Source organism: Pantoea sp. Pa-EAmG (genome assembly GCF_030024295.1).
Lineage (GTDB): Bacteria > Pseudomonadota > Gammaproteobacteria > Enterobacterales > Enterobacteriaceae > Pantoea > Pantoea dispersa.
On sequence record NZ_JASEWO010000124.1, the window covers coordinates 1 to 14,186 of the forward strand.

The 14,186-nt window shown below is 57.5% G+C and carries 13 protein-coding genes; 7 read left to right on the forward strand and 6 right to left on the reverse strand.

The genetic code is table 11. From position 1 onward, the window contains the following. Positions 1-3 precede the first annotated feature (3 nt). Both QMM04_RS15800 and QMM04_RS15805 read right to left on the reverse strand, forming a co-directional pair. Entirely contained in the window at positions 4-738 is a 735-nt protein-coding gene (locus QMM04_RS15800) for a gluconate 2-dehydrogenase subunit 3 family protein (RefSeq protein ID WP_264444038.1), read from the reverse strand. A 594-nt stretch (positions 739-1,332) separates the two neighbouring features. Beyond that, on the reverse strand, positions 1,333-1,974 hold the full coding sequence (locus QMM04_RS15805) for an HD domain-containing protein (protein ID WP_282996506.1): 642 nt from the start codon (positions 1,972-1,974) through the stop codon (positions 1,333-1,335). A 112-nt stretch (positions 1,975-2,086) separates the two neighbouring features. On the opposite strand from QMM04_RS15805, the gene QMM04_RS15810 reads away from it, so the two are divergent. Further along, positions 2,087-3,055 carry an AraC family transcriptional regulator gene (locus tag QMM04_RS15810; protein WP_282996507.1) on the forward strand — a complete coding sequence of 323 codons (969 nt, stop codon included), beginning with the start codon at positions 2,087-2,089 and terminating at the stop codon, positions 3,053-3,055. Between the two features lie 47 nt (positions 3,056-3,102). Here the strand turns inward: QMM04_RS15810 and yddG are convergent, their stop codons facing one another. Further along, a complete protein-coding gene (gene yddG, locus QMM04_RS15815) occupies positions 3,103-4,017 on the reverse strand; it encodes an aromatic amino acid DMT transporter YddG (protein ID WP_282996508.1) in 915 nt (304 codons plus the stop codon). A 315-nt stretch (positions 4,018-4,332) separates the two neighbouring features. Between yddG and QMM04_RS15820 the strand changes: the two genes are divergently transcribed. Then, positions 4,333-5,340 (forward strand): alpha/beta hydrolase, encoded by a 1,008-nt coding sequence (locus QMM04_RS15820; protein ID WP_282996509.1) that lies wholly within the window; start codon positions 4,333-4,335, stop codon positions 5,338-5,340. A gap of 48 nt (positions 5,341-5,388) precedes the next feature. On the opposite strand, the gene QMM04_RS15825 is transcribed toward QMM04_RS15820, so the two are convergent. Continuing rightward, positions 5,389-6,243, reverse strand: a complete 855-nt coding sequence (locus QMM04_RS15825) for a Vmh family MBL fold metallo-hydrolase (RefSeq protein WP_282996510.1) — start codon at positions 6,241-6,243, stop codon at positions 5,389-5,391. Between the two features lie 123 nt (positions 6,244-6,366). Here QMM04_RS15825 and QMM04_RS15830 point away from each other — a divergent pair, with 123 nt between their 5' ends. The 5 genes from QMM04_RS15830 to QMM04_RS15850 all read left to right on the forward strand — a co-directional run bounded on the left by QMM04_RS15830 (position 6,367) and on the right by QMM04_RS15850 (position 11,793). Beyond that, the gene (locus tag QMM04_RS15830) at positions 6,367-7,248 is read left to right on the forward strand and encodes a LysR family transcriptional regulator (protein WP_132463120.1); all 882 of its coding nucleotides are present in this window, start codon (positions 6,367-6,369) and stop codon (positions 7,246-7,248) included. Positions 7,249-7,449: 201 nt separating this feature from the next. After that, positions 7,450-8,088 carry a leucine efflux protein LeuE gene (leuE, locus tag QMM04_RS15835; RefSeq protein WP_058770263.1) on the forward strand — a complete coding sequence of 213 codons (639 nt, stop codon included), beginning with the start codon at positions 7,450-7,452 and terminating at the stop codon, positions 8,086-8,088. 253 nt (positions 8,089-8,341) lie between these two features. Continuing rightward, positions 8,342-9,790, forward strand: a complete 1,449-nt coding sequence (locus QMM04_RS15840; protein ID WP_282996511.1) for an amidase — start codon at positions 8,342-8,344, stop codon at positions 9,788-9,790. After that, positions 9,783-11,093: a cytosine permease gene (locus tag QMM04_RS15845; RefSeq protein WP_021509019.1), complete on the forward strand. Its 1,311-nt coding sequence runs from the start codon at positions 9,783-9,785 to the stop codon at positions 11,091-11,093. Before QMM04_RS15840 ends, QMM04_RS15845 begins: the two co-directional genes overlap by 8 nt. Then, positions 11,086-11,793, forward strand: coding sequence for an isochorismatase family cysteine hydrolase (locus tag QMM04_RS15850; protein ID WP_021509020.1), 708 nt, complete (start codon positions 11,086-11,088; stop codon positions 11,791-11,793). The genes QMM04_RS15845 and QMM04_RS15850 overlap by 8 nt, the downstream gene beginning before the upstream one ends. 124 nt (positions 11,794-11,917) lie before the next feature. On the opposite strand, the gene QMM04_RS15855 is transcribed toward QMM04_RS15850, so the two are convergent. Next, on the reverse strand, positions 11,918-12,712 hold the full coding sequence (locus QMM04_RS15855; protein WP_282996512.1) for a hypothetical protein: 795 nt from the start codon (positions 12,710-12,712) through the stop codon (positions 11,918-11,920). Positions 12,713-12,746: 34 nt separating this feature from the next. Beyond that, positions 12,747-13,901 (reverse strand): MFS transporter, encoded by a 1,155-nt coding sequence (locus tag QMM04_RS15860; RefSeq protein WP_282996513.1) that lies wholly within the window; start codon positions 13,899-13,901, stop codon positions 12,747-12,749. Positions 13,902-14,186 lie beyond the last annotated feature (285 nt).

Below are 14,186 nucleotides of genomic sequence, written 5' to 3' on the forward strand. Positions count from 1 at the left end.
TGGTCATTTTTTTGCACCATACTTGCCAGAAATACTCACAGGGCCTAAAGGATAAGGTTTGTCGGGGTTCTCCATAACCTGAATAAAGTCCGCGCGCGCGCCCGGGAAACCAATTAATTTCCAGGATGCCATGGTTTGATTACCGCCATGCACCGGATCGGCTAAATAACCTTCTTTAGTGTTCTGTAGTAACTGAGAGAAAAATAACTTGCCGGAAATAGTATCAAGCACGATTTTTCCCGACTCCAGATCGTGTAAAATCGCTTCCTGTTTTTCTTTGCTTAAATCTGCGAAGTTATTCTGGAACTTTTCACGGCAGTATTTGTTCAGGTTGATAATTCCCCGGCGGTAAATTTCCCGTGGCACCAGATTAGTCTGGTATCCCATCTCAGGAATCGATTCCTGAAATGGCGGGCTCATATACCACAGGTAACCATAGCCATAAGGCAATTCCATTTGCTTATCGATGTAAACGGGCACGCCTTCACTCACCGCACCGGGGCCGAATTCGTCTTCAGGAATCAGCAGGTCCGTTGCGGATAAAATAAATCTCCATTCGTCATTATTAAAAAATACCGGAACGTAGTGATAGGTCTCACTTTTTTCTTTAGCCGGAGCTGCAGAAGCCATCGCGCTCACTGCTGTGGTGCCTGCAATCGCGGTGAAGGGGATGACAGAAAGGGTTTTCTGCAGAAATGACCTTCTGGATGTTTTGATTGGTTGCTCTTTTGATTTCATTCAAATGATTCCTGAGTACAAAGACATGGCGCTTTGCACTACTTGCTTTTGCCCACCCCCTTTCTTTCCCAGGGGAATAATAAATAACCTCAACTAATTGTTTTTCTGTATTCAATCCTCTGGCCATGCGGCAGCCCGATCTCTCAGGGATCGATGCATGCCGTAAGCAGTCTTACTGGATAGTCGTTTCGATTTTACATGGTGAAACAGTGTTGTACCATATGAAACAAGGTCATTTTCTCACCCTATTTGTAACGAAGATATACATGCGTGGTGGGCAAATTGTTATGAATTGGTCGCTTTCATTAACATCCGCTACCGGCAAAACGTCCAGCGGACATCAGGCAGCACGGCAGCGGCAGGGGACGGCAGTCCATTTCTGGCATAAAAAAATGCCCGCAGAGCGGGCATAACAAAAAACTACAGGAAAAATTCTCGTCGCAACGCTTGAGCTGTGTGTTGCGTCACTATAGTAGCAACGAAAATTCGCCCCTGCTGACAATGTTCGATGAGTTAATTTTGTTGCCGGGATTCACAGCGCACGCTTCCGTCGCCATTTCTCCCGTTCGCGATGAGCTATCTCCGCTGTCCATGTTAACCCGCCCAGCGCGACTGGCGGATAACCCGGCAAAAATTCATCGGGCGAAATGCCGGTTGCTTATCAGCGATGACGTCAGCTTTCACGTTGCCGAAAGTCGTCGCCGGTTTGTGTTGAATGCCTTCATAAAATGCCTGGATAATTTCTTCTTTAAACTGTGCCGGACGGGGATGCTGCTGCACCACGGCTTCACGTTGCTCATCGCTGAAGTGATCATAGTCAATACCCAGCACATCCATCTCAACGCCGGCCGTCACCAGGGCGATTTCCCCGGCCATAAATCGCGGAATGCCGGGCGTCGTGTGCAGGGCAATCGCCGTCCACACTTTATCAATGTCCGCCTGGGCAACCCCGTAATGTTGCAGGAAATCGCGCGCCGCATTGGCGCCATCGACTTCAAAGCGCTTATCGCAACTGCAATGCTGTTGCGTCAGGCCCACATCATGGAACATGCAGCCAACGTAAAGCAGCTCGGCATCCACTTTGACGCCCAGTCGCTGACCTGCCAAAGCGCCCCAGTAAAAAACGCGGCTGGAGTGATGAAATAACAGATCCGATTCGATGTCACGTACCAGCGCGGTAGCATCGCGCGCCATTTTGCTGTCCGGAATACGAATGCCGTTAATCGTAAAACTCATGGTGATGTCTCCGCTTAGTGAAGTTGCGTTCAGCATAAAGCCGCGCGACAATGTCATGAATCTCTGTTTAACGATGATTTCTGACATTGCGATTTAAGCGGACAGCCAGACAATGACTCACCATCACATTACCCTTTTGGCCGTTCCCGGCGCCCAGCTGCTGGATATTTCCGGGCCGCTGGATGTGTTTGCCGAGGCAAATCGGCTGCTACATCGTCAGGTGTATCAGCTCAGCGTGATGTCGCTGCAGCACACCAGCATCCGCTGCTCGTCTGGTGTCCGGCTGGAAGCCGACGTTGCGCTAACTGCGGCGACACAGCATCGCGCCGATACCTTTCTGGTCGCCGGAGCACCTGACGCCAGCCAGATGCAGCTCTCCGCCAGTGATCGCCAGCAGATTATCGCGCTCTGTCAGCGCAGCCAGCGTTACGGCTCGGTGTGTACGGGGGCGCTGCTGCTGGCGCAAACGGGTTTGCTGAACGGAAGGAAAGTCACTACTCACTGGGCATGTGCGGAACGGCTGGCATTACTGCTACCCGATGCGCAGGTCGAAGCCGATGCGCTGTATGTGGCGGATGGTGCATTACGCACGGCGGCGGGCGTGACGTCCGGATTGGATCTGGCGCTGCGGCTGGTGGAAGAGGATCTCGGGCGCGAGCTGGCGCAGGAGGTGGCCGCCAGCCTGGTGATGTTCTTCCAGCGCCCGGTGACACAGGGACATTTTGTGCGTAAACAGCAGGTGTCCCTGGCCGGACGCAGCGCCTTTCAGGAGATGCAGCGCTGGGCAATCGCGCATCTGGCACAGATTCGCGGGCTGGAAGACCTGGCGGCGCACATGCACCTCAGTACGCGGCATTTAGCGCGTCTGTTTCAGCAGGAAATGCAGATCCAGCCTGGCGCATGGCTGGAGCAGACACGCATCAGCCACGCGCGGGCTTTGCTGGATGCCGGTGAGCTGCCGCTCAAAGCGATCCCGGCGGCCTGCGGCTATCACAGTGCCGATGTGATGCGCCGCGCGTTTGTCAAAGTAACCGGCATGACGCCGTCGCTGTATCGCAAAATGTTCCCGCCGCCGCGCTGAGTCTGCACCACTGTCTGTATTCTCGTCCGGCTGCGCCATCCAGCCGCTTATTCCAGCGTGTTGCTTTCCAGCTTATGCGTTGCAGTCCCGCGCGTTGACCACCAGCAGAGCAGCGAACCGAGGCAAACCATCGCCGTGCCTTGCCAGAAGGAGAGGGTCAGGCTGGAGTTAAGGATAAAAGCGGCTATCAGCGATGAAATGATAGGGATAAAGTAGGATGCTGCGGCTAACAGCGTGACATTGCCGTGCAGAATGCCGACGTTCCACGCCGCATAGCCAAGCCCCATCGCCATCGCTGCCAGCGCCAGGCTGATGCACGCCTGCAGTGAAAACACCACGGGCGGCTGCGGTGATAGCAGCGATTTCAGCCACAGCGTCAGCGCAGTTAAGATAAAAAACAGCGTGATGCCGTTACTGCCTTTAGCGCTATTTTTTGTCACCACACAATAAACCGCCCAAATCGTCGCACCGCCCAATGCCAGACCATAACTGAGCGGATTATCCATCACGTTGTCGATCATTTCGCCCAGTGAAAATCCCCGATCGCCGCTCAGTACCCGACAAATACCGGCGACGGCCAGCAGGAGGCCGGGAATAATCAACGGGCTGGTCTTTTGCCGGTTAACCATCACCGTTAAAACGATGGTCATCGCCGGCCACAGGTAATTAACCATGCCGACTTCAATCGCCTGATGGCCGCTATGAGTAAAACCCAGCGACAGCGACAGGCAGAGCTCATAGCAGACAAACAGCAGGCTGCCGAGCAGCAAATAGCGTCGGGGAAACTGGCGCAGGTCAGGAAAACCCACGGTGAGCAGCAACAACAGGGCGCTGGCGCTATAAATCAGCGCGGCACCGGTTACCGGACCAAAACTTTCACTAACGCTTTTTATTAATCCTACAATCGTGCTCCACAGCAGAATGGCCAGCAGACCAGTCAGGGTAGCTTTACTCTGCGGCATTACCCGTTACCTCAATGTGTGAAAAATCGCGGCGTGCTCGCCAGTGTGGCTGCTGGCGGGGACGCAGACAAGATGAATCTGCAGGTTGCCGATGTGGCTGGCCGGAAAGCGCACCCGCCTGCAGGCAAAAATTTGAAAAAATATCCTTATTAAAATCAGTGTAATAGAGTAGTGATGTAAATCTTCGCTAAAAAATATCTTGCTATTAAATAGCGCACTATATAAATTCAGTCTCAGTTCAGAACACGACCATCAAGTCATTATCATTTAAGTAGCGCGCGATATAATCGCAAAAAATATTAAAGGAGTAACACCATGAAATTACAACACTCTCTGCTTGCCATGGCGATGGCTACTGCGTCGGTAAATAGCTTTGCTGACGCACCACAACCTGAACGTCACGTGCAGCAGTTTTTACAGGCGCTGAACAGCAGCGGCGGCAAACCGATTGAGCAACTGTCACCGCAGGCAGCGCGTCAGGTGCTGATTGATGCGCAGAAGGGCGTAACGCTGCCGCCGGCCGACGTCACTGAAAAAACCATTCAGGTAAACGGCCAGCCCATTAAGCTGAATATCGTAAAACCGCAGGGTGCACAGGGTACGCTGCCGGTATTTATGTTCTTCCACGGCGGCGGCTGGATCCTCGGTGATTTCCCGACCCACGAACGTCTGGTACGCGATCTGGTGGTGGAATCTGGCGCTGCGGCTGTGTTTGTGAACTATACGCCGTCACCCGAAGCGCATTATCCGCTGGCCATCAATCAGGCTTATGCGGCGACACGCTGGGTGGCGGAACACGGTAGTGAAATTGGTGTCGATGGCAAGCGCCTGGCGCTGGTTGGTAACAGCGTCGGCGGCAATATGGTGGCGGCGGTCGCGCTGCAGGCTAAACAGCAGCAAACGCCAGCGATTCGTTATGACATCATGCTGTGGCCGGTAACCGATGCGCGCTTTGATACCGCTTCGTATCACCAGTTTGCCAACGGATATTTCCTGTCGCGTAACATGATGAAATGGTTCTGGGACGCCTACACCACCAAACAGAGCGAGCGCGACAATATTCTCGCTTCGCCGCTGCGCGCCACAAAAGAGCAGCTGCAGGGCTTACCGCCAACGCTGATTCAGACGGCAGAACTGGATGTGCTGCGTGATGAGGGTGAAGCCTTTGGTCGCAAACTGGATGCTGCCGGTGTGGATGTCACCGTGACGCGCTATAACGGCCTGATTCATGACTACGGCCTGCTCAATCCGCTGAGCAAGGTGCCGGCAGTCCGCACTGCGATTCGCCAGGCGGCGGAAGAGCTGAAAACCCATCTGCAGTAAGCTTCAGGCCAGGCGCGGCGGCGTCTGGCCCGTTTATTTATCCTCGCGTCACTTCCACTTCATCTCACCGGTATTCACCTTCGCGCTCAGCTCCAGCGAGCTGACATCCGCTAAGGTTGGCCACGCCTGTTTCATTGCCTCAATCACCGCCGCGGAGCCTTTGTGCTGTTGCAGCGCCCGCTCAAAACTTTGCAGATAATCCAGCGTAAAGGTGACCGCTTTATCGCCCGCCGGACGCGCACCCAGATAGTGGCCGGGGATCACCACCTGCGGCTTCAACTGCTGCATTTCTCGCAATACCTGACGCCACTCTGCGCGGCTGGCTGCGGTCTGCGTGTCCGCGGTCCAGACGTGAATGCCTGAGTCCACCACTGTGCCACCGAGTATTGCCTTACTGGAGGGAATCCACACGTAGGCTGATTTTTCTGCCGCGTGGCGCAGCTCGATGCGCTCACCATCGACGCTAAACCGCGTCTGGTGGGTAATCTGCGGTACATACAGCTGGTGTGGCGCAGCGCCGTTCATCTGCGGTCCCCAGTACTGCAGCTTGGCATCTTTGGTCGCTTCGATATGTTCCACTACCAGCGGCGAGGCGACAATTTTGGCCTGCGGAAACGCCTGCACCAGCGGCTCAAGACCGAAGTAGAAATCCGGATCGCCCGAGGTGATCACGATGTGGGTCAGCTGCTTGCCGCGCGCTTTAATCAGTTCCACCAGCTTCTCGCCATCTTTGGGGCTGAACTGCGCATCAAACAGAATCGCTTCATGCGGACCGGAGACCAGCGTCGACGAGACCGGAAAAATTCCCTGTTCCTGTGGGTTATACACGTCTAACTGCAACGGGGCGGCAAAAGCCGGCGCGGCGGCTAAGGTGACCAGCAGCGCGAGTGATTTCATCTTCATGGCATCTTCCTTTTTACGGCAACGTGCCGTCACTGAAAGACGCTATTGTAAGCCAATCGCCAGCTGGCAGAATTCCCGCAATCAGATATGATCAGTTGCATAAAACGATCAGATGGAGCCTGCATGGACAGAGTGACGGCAGCGCGGGTGTTTAACCGGATTTGTGAGCTGGGAAGCCTGAGCGCGGCGGCGCGCGCGCTGGATATTTCGCGCCCGATGGTCAGTCGCTATCTTGATGAAATGGAGAAGTGGGCAGGCGCACGCCTGCTGCACCGTTCTTCACGGCGGCTGACCATTACCCCGGCGGGTGAGCAGATTTTGCATAAGACACGCGCGCTGGCCCGGCTGGCCGACGAGATTGAACAGCAGGGCGATGAGGGCAAACCGCAGGGCACGTTGCGCGTGGCCTGTGCACATTCAACCGCCACCCACATTCTTGGACCGATGATTCCGGCGTTTCTGGCGCGTTACCCGGCGGTGCGTATTGAGCTGGAGATCAATAATCAGCCGGTCAGCCTGGTGGGTGAGCGCATCGATGTGGCCATTCGCATTACCGACGATCCGGAGCCCGGCGCGATTGCCCGCAGGCTGGGTGAATGTGCCTCGGTAGTCTGCGCTGCGCCGGCCTATTTAACGCAGCAGGGCGAGCCTCAGACGCCAGCGGATCTGGCACAACATAATTGCCTGCACTACAGCCGCTTCGCCGGGCAGCGCTGGCAGTTTCACGATGCGCAAGGCGAGGCGGTTTCCGTGGTGGTGAGCGGCAATTTCAGCGCCGGTATTTCATCCGTGTTATGTGATGCCGCTATCGCCGGCTGTGGTGTTGCCATGGTGCCGGCAATGGAGGCGCAGGCTGCGCTGGCCAGCGGTCAGTTACGTTGCGTGCTGCCCGGCTTTCAACCGCGCACCTTAGGCATTTATGGCCTGTATATGTCGCGCGAACGCCAGCCTGCGGTATTACGGGTATTTCTGGATGCGGTGATGCAGCAGTTGCGAAACCTCTGAATCATCACTGTGACAACGTCACTGGTGCCTGTCACGCGCTGTATATGTTACGTAACACCGTTTCAACCACCTGAACCGTGGCGTGAAGCGACAAATCCACCGCACAACTGCTACTATGCGCCGCGCCGCGGCAGTTGAGCAGCGCGCCGGGTTCCACTTTCACTCTTTTTTACCTGCTTAACGGCATGGGGTAGCATCGTAATGTTTCACGATTTAGGCATCATCAATCTCTGGACTTTCCTGGCGGGCGCGCTGGTGATCATTCTATTACCCGGACCCAACAGTCTGTATGTGCTGCGCACCGGGATGAGTCGTGGGGCAAAGCCGGCCTGTCAGGCGATAGCCGGGGTGATGGCGGGCGATTTGATTTTGATTTTTCTCGCCTGGGCGGGCGTCGCGACGCTGATCCGTACCAGTCCGCATATTTTTATGGTGGTGCGTTATCTTGGTGCCATGTTCCTGCTGTATCTCGGCGTGAAGATTATCATCGGCGCGCTGCGCAAACGCAGCGGCGATCAACCGGCTGAAGCGGTAAAACAGGAAAACTATTTCCTGCGTGCGCTGCTGCTTGGCGTAACCAATCCCAAGGCGATTCTGTTTTACGTTTCGTTCTTCATTCAGTTTATCGATCCGCGCGTAACCCATACCGCGCCGGCGTTTGCCACCCTGGGGGCGCTGATTCAGGTGATCAGTTTCAGCTACTATTCCCTGTTGCTGGTGGCTGGCGCGGTGATGGTGCGCTATCTGCGCAGCCGCACCCGCCTGGTCAAGCTGGCGAACATGCTGACCGGCATGCTGTTTTTTGGCTTCGCCGTGCGGTTAGTCAGCGCGCAAAGCTAACCCTTCTGAAGCACGCCACGGCAGCAACGTCGCCTCCGCCGGCTGCACCCTAAAATGGCAACGCGATGATGCAGCGGTGCGCACAGTTTGTGCGCATTGCCTGCATCGGTATGGATGCCGCATCCATAAGTATTCCATCTTGTATCCCAGACCGTATCCTATCTGGCCCGGCGCATAACGGCCGCGCACTTCACGCTATTCTGGCACGCAAACTGCACTCCTCCCGGTAGCCAATTAACCCGGGAGAACGATCATGTTTGATGCACTGCTGGATGAAGATGCCACCCAGCTGGCGGCGCGGGTGCGCGACGGCGAGGTTTCCGCGCGCGAGTTAACCCAGGCGACGCTGGATCGCCTGGAACAGCGGGAGCCGCTGATACAGGCGTTTTGTACGCTGACGCCGGAGCGGGCGCTGGCACAGGCAGAGCAGATCGACCGCCGTCGTGCGCGCGGCGAGCCGCTGGGCGCACTGGCGGGTGTGCCGCTGGCGGTAAAAGATTTGATCTGTACCGCCGGTGTGCGAACCACGTCAGGATCGGCCGCCTACGCCGATTTTATTCCCGAAGAAGATGACATCACCGTTGAGCGCCTGCTGGCGGCGGATGCCATCCTGCTGGGCAAGACCACCGCGCCGGAATTTGGCTACAGCGGTGTCGGCCATAATCCCCTGTTTCCCTCACCGCGTAATCCCTGGGATGTGAGCAAAACGCCGGGCGGATCGAGCGCGGGATCCGGCGCGGCGCTGGCGGCGCGGCTGTGTCCGATTGCGCTCGGCAGTGATGGCGGAGGATCGGTACGTATCCCGGCGGCCCACTGCGGTGTCTATGGACTCAAGGCCTCGATGGGGCGGGTACCGCTGTGGCCGGGCTGCCGCGATGAGCGTTATCCTGGCGTTTCCAGCTGGGAATCGCTTGAACATATCGGTCCGATGACGCGTAGCGTGCGCGACAGCGCGCTGATGATGTCGGTGATGGCCGGTCCGGACATGCGCGATCGGCACTCCATCCCATGCAGCGATGTTGACTGGCTGGCCAGTCTGGATCGGCCACTGCAGGGGTTGCGCATCGCTTTCAGCGCCGACTTTGGCTATATCGCCGTCGATGCGGAAGTGCGCGCCGTGGTCACCGCGGCCGCGCGTCGTTTCGCTGCAGCGCTGGGCGCAGAGCTGGAGGAGGTGGATCCCGGCATCGCTGACGAAAGCGCCAGCTTTGCTGCGCTGGTGGCGTTCGAAAGCGATCTGAGCGGCATGCGCCAGATGCAGAACCAACTGGGAACAGCGATGTCACCGCACCTGAGCGCCATGCTGCAGCGCGACTGGCGTGCAGAGCATTTCACTGACGCCAACACCACGCGCAAAAAGCTCTGCAACCAGCTGTGGCGCTTTATGCAGCGCTACGACCTGCTGCTGTCACCGACGCTGGCGGCGCCGCCATTTGCGCTGCACATGCAGGGCCCGGAAGTCATTGATGGCCGCATGGTGCGCAACGATCACTGGCTGTCGTTCTGCTTCCCGTTCAATTTTACCGGTCAGCCTGCCGCCTCGGTGCCTGCCGGCTTCACGGCCAGTGGTCTGCCGATCGGTATGCAAATTGTGGGTCGTCATCTGGACGATGGCCTGGTGCTGGCGGCCAGTGCCGCTTTTGAGCGCATCCAACCATGGAATCAACACTATCCTGCTGCTATTGGAGTTCTCCATGAGTAACAAATCTTCCCCTGCGCTGGAGCAGGAGTTCGAGCATGAGCCGGTGCCGCTTAGTCATCGCCACTCGACGGGTTCGGTGTCGGCGGTGTGGTTTGGCTTTCCGATGATCCTCACCAATGCGCTGTTCGGCGGCATTATCACCTGGCATCTTGGCTTCTGGCCGGCACTGCTGGCGATTTTGCTGGGTAACCTGGTGCTGTTTGCCTATGTCGGCGCACTTAGCTGGTTCGCCGGGCATACCGGTATGAACTTCGCGCTGCAGGCGAAGCGGACCTTCGGCACCAAAGGCTATATTCTGGTGTCCGGCTTTCTTTCTACCGTGGTGATAGGCTGGTACGCCTTCCAGACCGGCCTGACCGGGACGGTGATCAACCAGACTTTTGGCTGGAATGCGCTGGCGGTCACCGCGTTTGCCATGGTGCTGTATACTGGCGTCACCTTTCTTGGGGTGCGGGCGCTGTCGGTGCTGGGAATGATTGCCGCTCCGCTGTTTGTGGTGCTGGGGCTGGTTGCGCTGTGGCTGGTGAGCAAGGATCATGATTTCACCACGCTGACCCAGTGGCAGGGCAGTCCGGCAGCCGCTGGTGCCATGAGCATGGGCACGGCGGTCACCATGGTGATTGCCGGCTTTGCGGATTCCGGCACCATGACGGCGGATTTCACCCGCTGGTCGAAGGACGGCAAATCAGCGGTGATCGCCGCGTTTTCCGCGTTCCCGCTGGCGAATGTGATTTCCTATCTGTTTGGCGTGGTGATTGTCGCCGTCGGCGCGGCGGTCGACCCGCTCAGCAACGGCGGTAACTTCCTGCCGCTGCTGATGGGGCACGGCATGCTGCTCTCCGTCATCGCCTTTCTGTTTGTGTTTATCAACCTCGGTTCGGTGTGCACGCACTGCCTGTATAACGGCGCGGTCGGTTTCAGCCATCTGTTCAGCAGCAAAATGCGCCTGTGGACGCTGATCCTCGGGGCCATCGGTGGCGTGCTGGCGCTGGCCGGCGTGTGGTCCTGGTTCCTCGAATGGCTCAGCCTGCTCGGCATGGTGGTGCCGCCGTTTGGCGCAGTGATGATTGTTGATTTGATCTTTATGGCAAAAATCAGCGAACAGCGTCAAACCCGGCGCCTGCGCGGCAGCGCGTTCGCCGCCTGGGCCATCGGCAGCCTGTGTGCGGTGATGGCCCACCTCGAATTCCCGCAGTTTGGTGAAGCGGTTATCGGGCTGGTCACCGCGGCACTGAGCTATACGCTGATCGTGAAATGGAAACCGGAAAGCAGCACGGCGGTAATGGAGAAAAGCAATGCCTGATTATATCGTTGATTCAACCCCCTATCCGTGGCCGTTTGACGGCAACTGCACGGTGCAAAACACCGCGCTGCTGGTGATTGATATGCAAACCGACTTCTGCGGCAAGGGCGGCTATGTTGACACTATGGGTTACGATATCTCCCTGACGCGTGCCCCCATCAAACCGCTGCAGCAGGTGTTAGCGCGCATGCGCGAATCCGGCTTCCCGATCATCCATACCCGTGAAGGCCATCGTCCGGACCTGAGCGATCTGCCGGCCAACAAGCGCTGGCGATCGCGGCGGATGCAGGCGGAGATTGGTGCACCAGGGCCCTGTGGCCGCATTCTGGTGCGCGGTGAGCCAGGCTGGGAAATCATTCCCGAGCTGGCGCCGCTACCGGATGAAGTGATTATTGATAAACCCGGCAAAGGCTCTTTTTACGCCACCGACCTTGAGCTGATTCTGCACAGTCGCGGTATCCGCAACTTAATCATCAGCGGCATCACCACCGACGTTTGCGTGCATACCACACTGCGCGAAGCCAACGATCGCGGTTTTGAATGTCTGGTGCTGAGCGACTGCTGCGCGGCGACGGAGTTGAAGCATCATGAGGCGGCGCTCAGCATGATTCATATGCAGGGCGGTATATTCGGCGCAGTGGCGGACTCGGCAACGCTGCTGGCCGCGCTGAACAGCCCGGCAGCGGCGCGCGTGAGCTAATCCGGCAACGGACGCGAACGGCGGGCTGGCCAGGCGTTGAGGTGCCGGGTCAGCCATAACCGCCACCAACCCTGCGCGGGCGTGATGATGCAGTCTGACCGGCCTCCGCCGGTCATGGCCAACCTCAGCCAACGTTGCCGGCAATCGTCAGATAGTCGGTATACATTTGCGGTGCGCCGGAGAACGAGGCCATGGTGCGCCATTCATCATACATACGCTCGCTCTCCTGATGGTTTTTCACAAACGTCAGCGATTTTTCGGTTGAGACGTCCATCGCCGGATGGAAGCTGTTGAGCGAGTCGAGGCTCTCGATCACCAGCATCACCGCATACTGCTCACTTCGATTACCGCCGGTGCCCTTCAGCATGTGAAACTTCCAGCCGGGATAGTCATCAATGCGCGCGACGTTCTCAATCATAAAGCGATCAAAGTCGGCAGCCGTCACGCCAGCGCGCAGCGCCAGATGATGTAAACCGACCACGCGCGCCACGGCAGGTTGGGCATCGGGCTGAAAGTTTGGGCCGGGCGGCAGTGAGCTGTGGCGGTTTTCTGCCAGCAGCGAGAACGTGGAGAAGAGCGTTGGTAGCTCCCCGTAGGTGGCAAAGTTTTTCCACTCCTCAAGCAGCGCGCACGCCTCGGGCCGTTGTTGCCAGAAGGCGATGGCCTCAGCCGTGAGTGCTCCTGTGGGGGTGATGTAGCGGTCATAGTCTGCCTGGCTGGGAGCCTGATACAGCATCAGGTATTGTTCCTGGCGTTCGCCGCGCAGGCCTTTTAACAGCGACCATTGCCAGCCCGGATAAGCAGGAATCTGCGTGCCGCGCGCCTTGAGAAAGGCTTCGAAGGTCGCGGCATTAACGCCTTTCTTCAGATTGAGCCCGACGTAGTGCAGGCTGAACACCGGTTGCGTTGAGGTTGTCATAGAAACTCCTTGTGAATATGACAGGGCAGAGGCGCTACTTCGCTGTCAGAGCGAAACGCGCCGCGAAAGTCACCAGCAGCAACATCACGATGCCGGCGCTGAGCGTGGTGGTCAGGGACGTAAGCTGGGCGCTAAAGCCAATCAGCGCCGGGCCCAGCAGTAGCCCGGAGTAACCGCACAGCGTGACAGCCGGTATGGCGTAATGCGCGGCGACAGTGCGCTGGTTACCCGCCGCGTTGAATAAAATCGGCACGATATTGGCCAGACCGATACCCACCAGCACAAAGCCGAGCAGGGCGCTCCACAGCCAGACGGAGAAAATCGCTAATGCCAGCCCCCCGCTGGCGACGAGACCGCCCCAGGTGAGCACGCGGCGACTGCCATAGTGATTAATCAGCCGATCGCCAAACAGGCGCAGCGTAGCGACAGCCGTGGCGTACAGCGTGAAGCTGAAACCGGCCAGCTGCATCGACATGGCGCGTTCACTGTTCATAAACACCGCTGACCAGTCGAGCATGGCGCCTTCGGTGAGGAACAGCAGGAAACACAGCAGGGCAATCAGCACCACGTTACGGTGCGTCAGGGCGCGCAGCGTACCGCGCGTTGGTTTTGCATCCGTGCGACGACGGGGCAACAGGGCGGTATGGCTCATCATCAGCAGCAATACAATCAACGCACACAGCGGCAGCAGCGCCAGCAGGGGCGCAACCTGCAGCCACAGCAGCAGACTCACCGCGCCGGCGCCAGCAATGCTGCCAAGACTGTAAAAGCCGTGAAAGCCCGACATCTTGCTGACCCCGGCCTCGCGCTCCACGATCACCGCCTGATAATTCATGCTGACATCCATCAGTCCGTTGATAGCGCCGAAGAGCAACAGCGCGCCCGCCATCGGCAGCGGTGCGTTCAGCAGCATCAGCAGCGGCAGATCCAGGGCCAGTCCCGCACCGCACAGCAGCAGCAGCGTGCGACAGCCAAAGCGGGCAATCAGCGCGCCGGTAAAGGGCATAACTGACATGGAGCCTGCGGCGATACAGAACAGCAGCAGCCCCAGCATGCCGTCATTGATCGCCAGTTGCGCTTTGGCGAAGGGAATAAGCGGCGCCCAGGCGGCCATGCCCAGTCCGGCGATAAAAAATAGCGTGCGCGTCGCGCGCTGCTGGCGCAGGTTAAGCAGATTACTGTTCATCATCACATCCCGGTGTAGTACGGCGTTTCATTGCCTGGCCTTATCCATGGTCGGGCTACAGGTACACTGCAGCCTGTGCAGAGGCCCATAAAAACGTAATTAATATTTAACAGTAACAAGACTTGTCCTGGAAATGACGTAGCGTGTTCAGGTGGCTGTATTCAGTAGATTTTATTTATTGCATACACGGAAGGCACTTTAAAAAAGCGCGATGTGGGAGGGAAACGGTAATGACGGATAAAGTCAACGATGCCAATCTTATTTCATTTCGCTGAAATATATACAAAT

Bases quoted from the DNA above. Each gene is read 5' to 3' on its own strand.
- QMM04_RS15850 (WP_021509020.1), top strand. From the start codon at position 11,086: ATGCCTGATTATATCGTTGATTCAACCCCCTATCCGTGGCCGTTTGAC.
- QMM04_RS15800 (WP_264444038.1), bottom strand. From the start codon at position 738: ATGAAATCAAAAGAGCAACCAATCAAAACATCCAGAAGGTCATTTCTG.
- QMM04_RS15845 (WP_021509019.1), top strand. From the start codon at position 9,783: ATGAGTAACAAATCTTCCCCTGCGCTGGAGCAGGAGTTCGAGCATGAG.
- QMM04_RS15840 (WP_282996511.1), top strand. From the start codon at position 8,342: ATGTTTGATGCACTGCTGGATGAAGATGCCACCCAGCTGGCGGCGCGG.
- leuE (WP_058770263.1), top strand. From the start codon at position 7,450: ATGTTTCACGATTTAGGCATCATCAATCTCTGGACTTTCCTGGCGGGC.
- yddG (WP_282996508.1), bottom strand. From the start codon at position 4,017: ATGCCGCAGAGTAAAGCTACCCTGACTGGTCTGCTGGCCATTCTGCTG.
- QMM04_RS15830 (WP_132463120.1), top strand. From the start codon at position 6,367: ATGGACAGAGTGACGGCAGCGCGGGTGTTTAACCGGATTTGTGAGCTG.
- QMM04_RS15860 (WP_282996513.1), bottom strand. From the start codon at position 13,901: ATGATGAACAGTAATCTGCTTAACCTGCGCCAGCAGCGCGCGACGCGC.
- QMM04_RS15820 (WP_282996509.1), top strand. From the start codon at position 4,333: ATGAAATTACAACACTCTCTGCTTGCCATGGCGATGGCTACTGCGTCG.
- QMM04_RS15805 (WP_282996506.1), bottom strand. From the start codon at position 1,974: ATGAGTTTTACGATTAACGGCATTCGTATTCCGGACAGCAAAATGGCG.
- QMM04_RS15855 (WP_282996512.1), bottom strand. From the start codon at position 12,712: ATGACAACCTCAACGCAACCGGTGTTCAGCCTGCACTACGTCGGGCTC.
- QMM04_RS15810 (WP_282996507.1), top strand. From the start codon at position 2,087: ATGACTCACCATCACATTACCCTTTTGGCCGTTCCCGGCGCCCAGCTG.
- QMM04_RS15825 (WP_282996510.1), bottom strand. From the start codon at position 6,243: ATGAAGATGAAATCACTCGCGCTGCTGGTCACCTTAGCCGCCGCGCCG.